The sequence below is a fragment of the Streptomyces sp. NPDC127100 genome, from assembly GCF_042724095.1.
GTDB lineage: Bacteria > Actinomycetota > Actinomycetes > Streptomycetales > Streptomycetaceae > Streptomyces.
Map to the genome: position 1 here is coordinate 49,975 of NZ_JBHXFL010000045.1, position 10,153 is coordinate 60,127.

9 protein-coding genes are annotated in these 10,153 nt (G+C 74.9%); 7 read left to right on the forward strand and 2 right to left on the reverse strand.

From position 1 onward, the window contains the following. Window positions 1-93: 93 nt before the first annotated feature. Together ACFWJB_RS29680 and ACFWJB_RS29685 are read left to right on the forward strand one after the other, a co-directional pair. On the forward strand, window positions 94-507 hold the full coding sequence (locus ACFWJB_RS29680; RefSeq protein ID WP_386926080.1) for an SRPBCC family protein: 414 nt from the start codon (window positions 94-96) through the stop codon (window positions 505-507). Window positions 508-641: 134 nt separating this feature from the next. Next, a complete protein-coding gene (locus tag ACFWJB_RS29685) occupies window positions 642-1,259 on the forward strand; it encodes a hypothetical protein (protein WP_386926082.1) in 618 nt (205 codons plus the stop codon). 78 nt (window positions 1,260-1,337) lie between these two features. Here the strand turns inward: ACFWJB_RS29685 and ACFWJB_RS29690 are convergent, their stop codons facing one another. Further along, the gene (locus ACFWJB_RS29690) at window positions 1,338-2,180 is read right to left on the reverse strand and encodes an MBL fold metallo-hydrolase (protein WP_385472547.1); all 843 of its coding nucleotides are present in this window, start codon (window positions 2,178-2,180) and stop codon (window positions 1,338-1,340) included. 1,292 nt (window positions 2,181-3,472) lie between these two features. Between ACFWJB_RS29690 and ACFWJB_RS29695 the strand changes: the two genes are divergently transcribed. Next, window positions 3,473-4,750, forward strand: coding sequence for a cation:proton antiporter (locus ACFWJB_RS29695; RefSeq protein ID WP_386926084.1), 1,278 nt, complete (start codon window positions 3,473-3,475; stop codon window positions 4,748-4,750). Between the two features lie 367 nt (window positions 4,751-5,117). Then, window positions 5,118-5,549 (forward strand): hypothetical protein, encoded by a 432-nt coding sequence (locus ACFWJB_RS29700; protein ID WP_386926098.1) that lies wholly within the window; start codon window positions 5,118-5,120, stop codon window positions 5,547-5,549. A gap of 96 nt (window positions 5,550-5,645) precedes the next feature. Here the strand turns inward: ACFWJB_RS29700 and ACFWJB_RS29705 are convergent, their stop codons facing one another. Beyond that, on the reverse strand, window positions 5,646-6,800 hold the full coding sequence (locus ACFWJB_RS29705) for a S1 family peptidase (protein ID WP_386926086.1): 1,155 nt from the start codon (window positions 6,798-6,800) through the stop codon (window positions 5,646-5,648). Between the two features lie 215 nt (window positions 6,801-7,015). Between ACFWJB_RS29705 and ACFWJB_RS29710 the strand changes: the two genes are divergently transcribed. From ACFWJB_RS29710 to ACFWJB_RS29720, 3 genes are read left to right on the forward strand one after another with little or no spacing between them, the layout of a single operon-like run. After that, window positions 7,016-7,507, forward strand: a complete 492-nt coding sequence (locus tag ACFWJB_RS29710; protein WP_386926088.1) for an SRPBCC family protein — start codon at window positions 7,016-7,018, stop codon at window positions 7,505-7,507. Next, on the forward strand, window positions 7,500-9,119 hold the full coding sequence (locus tag ACFWJB_RS29715; RefSeq protein ID WP_386926090.1) for a phytoene desaturase family protein: 1,620 nt from the start codon (window positions 7,500-7,502) through the stop codon (window positions 9,117-9,119). Before ACFWJB_RS29710 ends, ACFWJB_RS29715 begins: the two co-directional genes overlap by 8 nt. A 31-nt stretch (window positions 9,120-9,150) precedes the next feature. Beyond that, a complete protein-coding gene (locus ACFWJB_RS29720; RefSeq protein ID WP_386926092.1) occupies window positions 9,151-10,032 on the forward strand; it encodes an SDR family oxidoreductase in 882 nt (293 codons plus the stop codon). The last annotated feature ends 121 nt before the right edge of the window (window positions 10,033-10,153 follow it).

Consider the following 10,153-nt stretch of genomic DNA (forward strand, 5'->3'; position numbering starts at 1 on the left):
GCGCGCCGGGCGGATCGTCCGCGGGACGCTTCGGCCGCCGCAGACCGGGCACGCGGTCCGTCGGACGGCACCGAGCGCCGAGGAGTGGTCCCCATGACCGAGTACGAGCGTTCCCGCACCATGCCCGCATCGCCCGAGCGGGTCTTCGACCGGGCCGCGGACGTCGGCCGGCTGGACGCGTGGCTCCCGCGGGAGCTGCACGTGGAGATGGAGGAACCGCCGGCCGTCACCGTGCACGAGGACGGCAGCGACCACGACACCGCCGCGCTGCTGAGCGCCCGGCCCGAGCAGATGCGGCTCGAGTGGGGCACCCGTGACCAGGGCAGCTACGCCGGCTGGCTGCAGGTCGCGGGACTCGACGCCGGGGCCAGTGAGGTCACCGTGCACCTGTCGTTCTTCGACGACAGCCACGACCCGGGCGGCCGGGCGGTGACCGACGCCCTCGACACCAGCCTGCGGCGCCTGGAGGAACAGGTACGGCCGCGCACCGGCGACGAGGCAGGCTGACCGGCCCCGCCGCCGCTGTCGCCGGGCGGTGACAACCGGGACGAATCCGTTGCGGAGGTGGAGGGCAACCCATCGCGGTCATGTCGGGTCGTACAGGGGGAAACGTCGACCGACGACCGTCATGGGGGTCACACATGTACGTCCGCACCCGAGGAGCCCGTGTCGCCGTGGCAGCGCTGGCGGCCGGCGCGGCGCTGGCCGTCGCCGCCGTCCCGGCCACCGCGGCCGGGCCCGGCTCCGGTCCGCCCGCCTTCCTGGAACCGTCCGAACTGCCGCCGCACCCCGCCTCCGACTGGTACGGCGGTCCCGTCACCGCCGGGCAGCCGGACCCGCTGCCCATGTGCGTGGGCGAGGCGCTGCCGTCCATCGCCTCCCACCGCCGGTACTGGACCGAGTACGACACCGGCGCCCTCCAAATCACCGTGGTCGAGCGCAGCACGAAGCGGGCCAAGGAGTTCGCGGCCCTGCTCCGCAAGGACCTCGCCGGCTGCGCGCGCACGGTGGAGGAGCGGTACCCCGACATCACCGCCACCCAGAAGTACTACGGGCGGCTGAACGTGGAGGACGGCGCCCACGTCTACGGCGTCCACACGGTCTCCGCGTGGGGCGCCTCCGACATCGGCCTGTTCTCGGTCGGCCGGGACGGCACCACCGTGACCGTCGTGCAGTGGGGGCAGATGGGCACCTTCGAGCACGCGCAGGTGGCCGACTTCGAGGCCACCACCGTCACCGCCGTGGACAAGCTGTACTGACACGAACCCCCGCACGCCGAACGGGTGTTGGCCGTCTCTCGAGGACCGGGGTGCCGGCCTGCCGGGCACCTGCCCGCGCTACGTCACGACGGGTGCCCCGCCACCCGGCCGGAACGTGGCCCGCTGACCGTGCCGGCAGTGCACGACACGGTCGGCGAGTCCCCTGCGGTCGGCCTCGGCGAGGAAGGCGTCGAGCGGCGAGCGGAAGACCGTGTAGTCGTCGTAGTGCACCGGCAGGATGTGCCGTGGGTTCAGGCGCCGCGCGAGCTCCGCGCCCTGGCGTCCGTCCATGGTCACCACGAAGCCGCCCGGCAGCGTGGTGCCGCCCAGGTGCAGCACCGCCAGGTCCACGTCGGGGAAGCGGCGGGCGATCTCGTCCAGCCCGTCGAAGAGCAGTGTGTCCCCGGACACGTAGAGCCGGTGCTGCGGCGGCCCGTCAGCCGGCCCGAACTCCAGCAGGCTGCCCATCACCGGGGGCAGCAGGCGCCGGAGCGCGGGGTGGCCGGCGTGGCGGCCCGGCAGCGCCGTGACGCGTACCCGCGCGTCCCCGTGCCGTACGGTCTCCTCCTGCCAGGTGCGCAGTCCCACGGCCCGGTGGAAGCCGTGCACGCCCTGCAGCCGGCGGGAGGCGTGCGGCGTGGTGACGATCGGCAGGGAGCGGGAGAGGCACCGCCGGGTCACCCGGTCCCAGTGGTCGCCGTGCAGATGGGACAGCAGCACGGCGTCCAGTTCCGGCAGATCCCGGGGATCGAGGGCGGGCTCGGTCAGGCGCCGGCTCGTGAGGCCGTGACCGAGGTAGGCGCGCTGCCCGCGGTGGAGGAAGTTCGGATCGGTCAGCAGGCTCAGCCCCCGGTACCGGAGCAGCACGGTGGCGGTGCCGATGAAGTGGATCCGCAGGGAGTCGTCGGGGGACGGGGACATCCGCGTGCTCCTGTCCGGGAGTGCTCGCCGGACCCGGTCCGGCCGGGTCCTCGTGGAAGCGGGGGAGTACCCACCGGGCACGCGTTCACCCGGGCGTCTCCCCGCGCCGCGTCCCGGCCCGCCCGCGCAGGCCCCCTGAGGTTCCGTCACCCGCGGGGTGTCGCGACGGGCGTCCCGCTCGGATCCCCGGCCTTCGGCCGCGCCTGCGCACGGCTGGGCCCACCGGGGCCGTCGGCTGCGTCGACGGCACGTCACGCGCCCACCCGTGCAGGGCCGGTTGGCTGATCGTTTCTATCCGTCCGGGTGCTCGTGGCGTCCGCCGGGGCGAATCGGCCGTCACCCGAATGGCCCCCGCGCGCTAGGGGTGACGGCCGATCCGGTGTCTCCTGGAGTGTGTCAGCGGCGTCCAGGCTGGGAGGCCGGTCATGTACGAAATGTGCGTGGGCCCGGAAAAGACGGGCGGAGCATTGGTGTGGCACGTGATGGCCAAGCAGGCCGCGGCCACCTTGTGCGGACAGAAGCTCCGCGAGCGTATCGAGGCAGCCGACGGTGAGAGAGCACGTCACTGCCCCGACTGCATGGCTTCGTTCGAGAGGCTCATGACAGCAACGCCGTGCTGACGGACCGTCCGCCACGTCGACCGCCCCGCCGCATCCCGCGGCGGGGCGGTCGGCGTACCGCACCGGGGGGTTCCCGGAACCACTCGAATGGTGCGGTCTCACGTCGTTCGGCCGGGGAAGGCGCGGGCCGTGCCGGACGCGCGGTCCTCCCGCGTCCGGCACGGCCGGGACGCTCCCGCGACCGGCCGTAGGGCGTCCGGCGCCACCGTCGGGGCGGGCGGCCGTGATGGGTGTCGGCCACCGCGGGTTATGGGTGCCGTCCCCGATGGCCGCACCCGGGCGCCGCGTGTGACCGTGGAACAGCGCCGCGCCCCGGGGGCCTCCGGGGGCCGGGTACGTCACGGGGGACCCGGCCCTGCCGCCCGTTCGCGATGGTGCCGCGCGGCCCGGTCCGGGCCCGTCGGCACACCCGGGCGTCGGCAACGCCCGGCGACGGCCGGGTGGCCGGGGCGGACCGGAGCGGGGGACCGGAGAAACCGCCTCGGGCCGGACGCCCGTACCCCGTCGTCCCGTCCACGAATCCGCGGGTCCGGGAGCGGCGCCGCCTCACGCCGGCGGCCGACGGCGTTCGAGCGCAGGACAGCCGACCGCGTCACACATGAAGGAGAACGCGCATTCCATACCGTCGACCGAAGCCCTTCCGACCCTTCACGCGGCCCGAGGCGGTGTCCCGTGGGACACGCTGACACTTTGCTTGCCATGGGTGGTGCCTTCCTGGCCGCCGCGTTCCTCGCCCGCCTCGGCGGCAGGATCGGACTTCCGACGATTCCCCTGTTCATGCTGGCCGGCATTCTGCTCGGCCCCCACACGCCGGGCTTCGTCCTGGTCGAGGACGCGCACGACTTCGAGATGCTCTCCGCGCTCGGACTGGTGCTGCTGCTCTTCTACCTGGGACTGGAGTTCCACCTCGACGACCTCAAGAGCGGCGGCAGACGGCTGCTGACCGCGGGCGGCATCTACCTGCTGCTCAACGTCGGCGCCGGCCTCGGCTTCGGCTTCGCGCTGGGCTGGGGGGTGCGGGAAGCGCTGGTGCTCGCCGGCGTCCTCGGCATCTCCTCGTCCGCGATCGTCACCAAGATCCTCATCGACCTGGGCCGCATCGGCCGTCCCGAGACCCGGCTCATCCTCGGCGTCATCGTGGTGGAGGACATCTTCCTCGCGCTGTACCTGGCCGCTCTCCAGCCGATCATCGCGGGCGCCCACGGGGTCGCGGACATGGCGCTGCAGGCCGGCAAGGCCTTCGGGTTCCTGCTGGTGCTGGCCGCCGCGGCCCGCTGGGGCACCCGGCTCGTGGGACGCCTGATCGAGACCCGTGACAACGAGCTGCTCGTCATCAGCTTCCTCGGCGCCGCCGTTCTCGTCGCCGGCGTCTCCGAACTCCTCGGCGTCGCCGACGCCATCGGCGCCTTCATGGTCGGCCTGATCCTCGCCGGGACCCCGTCGGGGCCACGGATCCGGGAACTGGTGCATCCGCTGCGCGACGCCTTCGCGGCGATCTTCTTCTTCGCCTTCGGGCTGGCCATCGACCCCGGCGACCTCGCCTCCGTCGCCGGTCCGGTCGCCGCGGCGGCCGGGCTGACCATCGTCATGAACGTCGTCGCCGGGCTGTGCGTCGCCCGCGTGTACCGCTACGGCTCGGAGCCGGCGGCGGAGATCGCCACCACCCTGGTGGCGCGTGGCGAGTTCGCGCTGATCCTGGCCGCCATGGCCGCCGGCGCGGGACTCGACGCCCGGCTCGCCCCCTTCATCGCCGGTTACGTCCTCGTCCTCGCCGTCCTCGGCCCCGTCGTCGCGGGACGAGCGTACGTGCTCGCCGCCGCACTGCGGGCCGGACGACGGCTGCTGCCGGGCGCCGGCGCCGCGGAGCGGCCGGCGCGCGACCGGCCGGGCGAGGACACGGCGGACGACGACGTCGCGTCGGTGCCGGCCCACGCGGACGCCGAACGGTAGGTCCCGGGGCGACTCACGGCCGCCCCGGGCGGCGGCGGGATCCCGGCACCGTCCGGAGCCGCCGCCCGGGGCGACCGGGACGAGGCCGCGGGAACGTGAACGGCACGGCCTGCCTCCCCGCCGGGAGGCGTCCCTGACGGCTCGTCGCCCACAGGCGGCCGGTGCCGCACATCGCACGACCGCAGCGGTTCCTGTCATTCGCCCGGTTCTCCGGCACAGGCCGCGCCGACGCGCGGGTCCGCCCCCGCGCTCCGACGGAAGCCGGGGCACCCCCGGCCCGGGGGAAGCCCCTTCCGCCAGTGGGACAATCTGCTCGCAGGGGCGGCACCGTGGTCGTGGCCGCCCGGGAGCGGAAGGAGCCGTGAGCATGATCGAGTGGGTGCCTCTGGGCAGCGGTGCCAGACCGGTTCCCCGGCCCGTCGCGGCTCCGCTGGTGTGGGCGGGAGCCTTCGCCGGCGCGCTCGTCCTGGTGGCGCTCCTCAACGGGACCGTGGGATCCGGCCGTCCGGGACTCGCGCTGGTCGTCCTCTCCCTCCTCGCGGCACTGCTCGGGCTCTGCGCCCGCTTCACCGCCGCCCCGGGTACGGCCCTGTTGTGCTGGCTGTCCCTCAACGGCTTCGCCATCCCGCCCGCCGGCACCCTCACCTGGGCCGGGCGGCGGGACGCGGTCTGGCTGGCCTGCCTGCTCGGGGCGGCCCTGGTCGGCACGGCCCTGGCCCGGCTGGTCCACGCCCGTGCGGCCTACCGCCGGCTCACGACGGCACGCGGTCCCGGGACGACGGCGCCGGGCGACATGTGACACGACGGCACGTGACGCGGCGGCAGGTGCCGGACCCGGGTACGGGAAGGGGCTCACCGGGTGCCCGGCGAGCCCCTTCGTGTGCCGGTGGATCCGCTAGGCCGTGTGCAGGGTCAGCCCGTAGCGGTTCAGGATCTCGTTGACCGGCTGGAACCAGGTCTCCCCGCCGCCGGAGCAGTTGCCCCAGCCGCCGGAGGTGACGCCCTGGGCCTGGTCGCCGCTGATGAAGGAGCCGCCCGAGTCGCCGGGCTCGGCGCAGACGCTGGTCTTCGTCATCTGGTGCACGGCGCCCTGGCTGTAGTTGACCGTCTCGTTCTTGGCCAGCACGGTGCCGCAGTGCCAGTGGGTGGTGGAGCCGGAGCGGCACACCGACGCTCCCACCGGCGCCTCGGCCGAGCCGCGCACCAGCTGGTCGGGCACGGTGCCCCAGCCGAGGACGACCGGGACCGTCCACCAGCCGCTGCCCACACTCACCCAGGCGTAGTCGTTGTCCGGGAACGAGGAGCCCCGGAACGTGCCGATGTACGACCGGTCCCAGCCGCTGACGCCGGCGCCGGCCCCGCCGCAGTGCCCGGCGGTGACGAAGCCGCCGTACACCGAGAAGCCGATGGAGCAGCGGACGTTGCCCGTGTAGTACGGGTCGCCGCCGACCGTGCCGGCCGCGAAGGTGCGCGGGGCGGACGCAACCGTGCGCACGGTCACCGGACCCGCCGTACGGGCCCGGGCCACGAAGCTCCGGACATCGTTGTCGGCGCGTTCGCCGCCGACGACGTCGACGACCACGGTGTTGGCCTCCGGGTCGACGTGCCAGCCGCTGACGCCGGCCGGCGCCTTCATGCGGTCGACGCGCTGCTTGGTGGCGTCGAGCCGCCGTGCGCTGTGCGTGACGGTGCGGACGCCGGCGCCCGTGGAGCGGACCGCCCGGACCGTGGCGGGGGAGGCGTCCGAGGTGACGGCCACGGTCAGCCGCCCCTGGCCGGCGTCGAACCACGAGCCGCCGAAGGCGTCCCCGGCGGCCCGGCGGGCGGCGGGGGCGAGCTCGGTGGCGCGGCGCTCGGCCGCGAGCCGGTCCTCGGCCTGGGACGGGGTGAGGCCGAGATCCCGCTGCATGGCCCGGAGGAGACCGGCGGAGGCGGTGGGGGAGTCCGCGGACGAGCCGGTCGCCGCCGCGGGCAGCGTGCCCGCGGCGGTCCAGCTGCCGAGGACCAGGAGGGTGGCCAGACCGGCGTTCCTGAGTCTGCTGCGTCTCATGGGGGTGCCCTTCGTCGTTCCAGCGAGGTGGGGGTGGAACAACCGCGGTCTGAGAGCGCTCTCATCGGGGTCGTACCGAGCTTAGCCAGGCTCGCTTATCAGGTCCATGCCAATGCAGCGACTTTTCCGGAGTGCCCCGTCCGCCCTGGTTGGCCGCCCGCTGACGGGGCACTCAGTGCTGAGTCCTGGCCAAGCTCTCTGACGTGGAGGCGTGCGTGGCGGTTCGGCATCGGTTGATCAAGACGACTCCGCAGGCGGTGTGGGACGTCCTCGCGGACGGCACCCAGTACGCGGACTGGGTCGTGGGCACATCGTCCTCCACCCCCAAGCGGGGACAGTGGCCGCAGGTCGGCGCGGCGATCGGCTACGAGGTGTCCCTCGGCCCGGTCAGCCTGACCAACGAGACGGTCGTCAGGCGCTGCGAGGAGGGCTCCGTGCTGGAGCTCGAGGCGATCGCCGGCCCGCTCGGCACGGCGCGGATCGCCATCGAGCTGCGGCCCTGGGGCGAGCAGTGCCTGGTGATCGTGGACGAACACCCCCTGCGCGGCGCCGGCGGAATGCTGCACAACATGGGCGTCGAGGCGCTGATCCAGCTGAGGCACCGGGCCATGCTCGCCCGGCTGGCCGAACTGTGCGAGGAGGAGGCCGGCGAGAAGCGCCGGCCGGACGCGGCTCCGGCGCCCGAACCGGGAGCCGGTCATGCCTGACGCCGTCGTGATCGGCTCCGGCCCCAACGGACTGGTCGCCGCGAACCTGCTCGCGGACGAGGGCTGGAGCGTGGAGGTCCTCGAGGAGCAGCCCGAGCCGGGCGGGGCCGTGCGGCACGACGGCGAGGTCGCCCCCGGCTTCGTGAACGACCTGTTCAGCTCCTTCTACCCGCTCGCCGCGGCATCCCCGGTGCTGTCCGGCCTTCACCTGGAGAAGCACGGCCTGCGCTGGGCGCACGCGCCCCACGTGCTCGCCCACCCGCTGATCGACGGCACGTGCGCGGTCCTCGACCGCGACGTCGGCACCACCGCCGCCTCCCTGGACGTCTTCGCGCCCGGGGACGGCGCCGCCTGGCAGCGCCTGCACGACGTGTGGGACCGCTACCGGGCCGACATCCTGGACGCCCTCTTCACGCCCTTCCCGCCGGTGAAGGCCGCCGCGCGGCTGGCCCTGCGCCTGCGCGGCGCGGGCGGACTGCGGCTGGCCCGCACGCTGGTGCTGCCGGTGCGCCGGCTGGGCGAGGAGGAGTTCCGCGGGGAGGGCGGCAGACTGCTCCTGGCGGGCAACGCCCTGCACGCGGACCTCGCGCCCGAGGCCGCGGGCAGCGGCGGCTTCGGCTGGCTGATGTCGATGCTCGGCCAGACCTACGGCTTCCCCGTGCCGGTCGGCGGCTCCGGCGCCCTCACCGAGGCACTCGTGCGCCGGCTGCGCTCCCTCGGCGGCACGCTGCGCTGCGGACAGCGCGTGGACCGCGTCGTCGTCCGCGACCGGCGCGCGGTGGGCGTGCGCACGGCCGGCGGGGAGACGATCGCCGCCCGGCGCGCCGTCCTCGCGAACGTGTCCGTGCCCGCCCTGTACGGGACGCTCGTCGACCCGGCGGACCTGCCCGGCCAGGTCCTCGCCGACCTCGAGCGCTTCCAGTGGGACTTCGCCACCTTCAAGGTGGACTGGGCGCTGAGCGGCCCCGTGCCCTGGCAGTGCGACCGGGCGGCCGGGGCCGGGACCGTGCATCTGTCCGACGGCCTCGACGAACTGACCCGCTTCGCCGCCCAGATCGCCATGCGGCAGGTCCCCGACCGCCCCTTCACGCTCTTCGGCCAGATGACCACCTCCGACCGTTCCCGCTCACCCGAGGGCACCGAGTCCGCCTGGGCGTACACCCACGTCCCGCAGGACATCCGGGCCGACGCCGGCGAGGAGGGCATCACCGGCAGCTGGGACGCCAGGGAGCAGGAGCTCATGGCCGACCGGGTCGAGCGCCAGGTGGAGCGCTTCGCCCCCGGTTTCCGGTCCCTCGTCCGCGCCCGCCGCATCCTGGCCCCGCCGACCCTCCAGTCGATGGACGCCAATCTGCACGGCGGCGCCATCAACGGCGGCACCACGGCCATGCACCAGCAGCTCTTCTTCCGGCCCGTGCCCGGCACCGGCCGGCCGGAGACACCGGTCGCCGGCCTCTACCTCGCCTCCGCGGGAGCCCACCCGGGCGGCGGCGTGCACGGCGCCCCCGGCGCCAACGCGGCGCGGGCCGCCCTGCGTCAGCACCGGCTCGCCGGCCTCACCCGCGTCCAGCGCGTCCTGACCCGCCGCGACCGGACGGGCGACCGGCGATGACCGCCCCGGAGAAGGAAGGGAGGGATTACCGGTGAATGGCAGTCCCCTTCACGGCCGCACCGTCGTGATCACCGGCGCCGCGCGCGGACTGGGCGCCGCACTGGCACGCGAGTGCGCGGGCCGGGGCGCCCGGCTCGCCCTGCTCGGTCACGAGAAGCCCCGGCTGGACACCCTGGCGGCGTCCCTGCCCGTTCCGGCGCTCGCCCTCGATGTCGACGTCACCGACGCCGCGGCCCTGGACGCCGCCGCGCACGAGGTGCGCGCGCGCCTCGGACCGCCGTCGGTCCTGGTGGCGAACGCCGGCATCGCCGAGGGCGGCCCGTTCGCCGCGTCCGACCCGGCCCAGTGGCGCCGCGTCATCGACGTGAACCTGACGGGCAGCGCCCAGACCGCGCGCGCGTTCCTGCCCGACCTGTTCCGGACATCCGGGTACAGCCTCCAGATCGCCTCGACCGCGTCGTTCGGCGCCGCCCCCATGATGAGCGCCTACTGCGCCTCCAAGGCGGGCGTGGAGTCCTTCACCCACGCCCTGCGCGCCGAGGTGGCGCACCACGGGGTCGGCGTGGGCATCGCCTACCTCAACTGGATCGACACCGACATGATCCGCGACGCCGACCGGTACGCCGTCCTGCGCGAGCTGCGCGCCCACATGCCCGCACCGGCCCGCCGCACCTACCCGGCCGACTTCGTCGCCGCCCGACTGGTGCGCGCCGTGGAACGCCGCCGGCCGGCCGTGTACGTGCCCGGATGGCTGCGCCTGGCGCAACCGGTGCGCGCCGCCCTGCCGGCCGCGGTGATGCGGGTGTCGCGCCGCGACCTGCCCGGGCTGGAGGCCGCGGGCGACATGAACCCCACCGGCCCGCTCGGCGCGGGCGGCCGGGCCGACCGCACGGTGGACGAACCCCGGACATAGCGGTGCGCACGGCGCGTCCCTCGGGCGGCCGGTGCGCGGACCGCGCCCCCGGCCGCCCGAGGCAGGCGCAGCTCGCCGAAGCCGGACCGCGCCGCGGCCCCGCATCGGCCGACCGGAGGAT